Annotated in this window: 1 protein-coding gene; it reads left to right on the top strand. The window is 59.5% G+C overall.

Annotated elements, in window-relative coordinates:
- The coding region (locus AC0L3X_RS47560; protein ID WP_473317673.1) for a sigma factor-like helix-turn-helix DNA-binding protein at window positions 1-267 on the top strand (267 nt) is incomplete at its 5' end.
- Window positions 268-269 lie beyond the last annotated feature (2 nt).

Here is a 269-nt window from a genome sequence, read left to right as displayed (position 1 = left end):
GTCATGCGAGACGTCGAGGAAATGAGCATTGAGGAAACGGCTTTTCTCTTGGCATTGCGACCTCAGACGGTGAGCACCCGTCTTTATCGCGCACGCCGGCTGCTCCGCGAGGCGCTGCGGGACAAGCTCGCCACCGTGTTCACAGATACGTTTCTCTTCGCTGGCGCCCGTTGTGACCGCCTCGCGCAATCAGTCTTTGACCGGCTCGCAATCCGCCTGGTTCGAAAGGATACTCATCCGTTGAACACGGCGACTGAGCGCACGTAGAC

Source organism: Bradyrhizobium sp. MI1.7 (assembly GCF_055811795.1).
The sequence above is the reverse complement of the archived record's forward strand: the minus strand, read 5'-3'. Positions and strand labels throughout refer to the sequence as shown.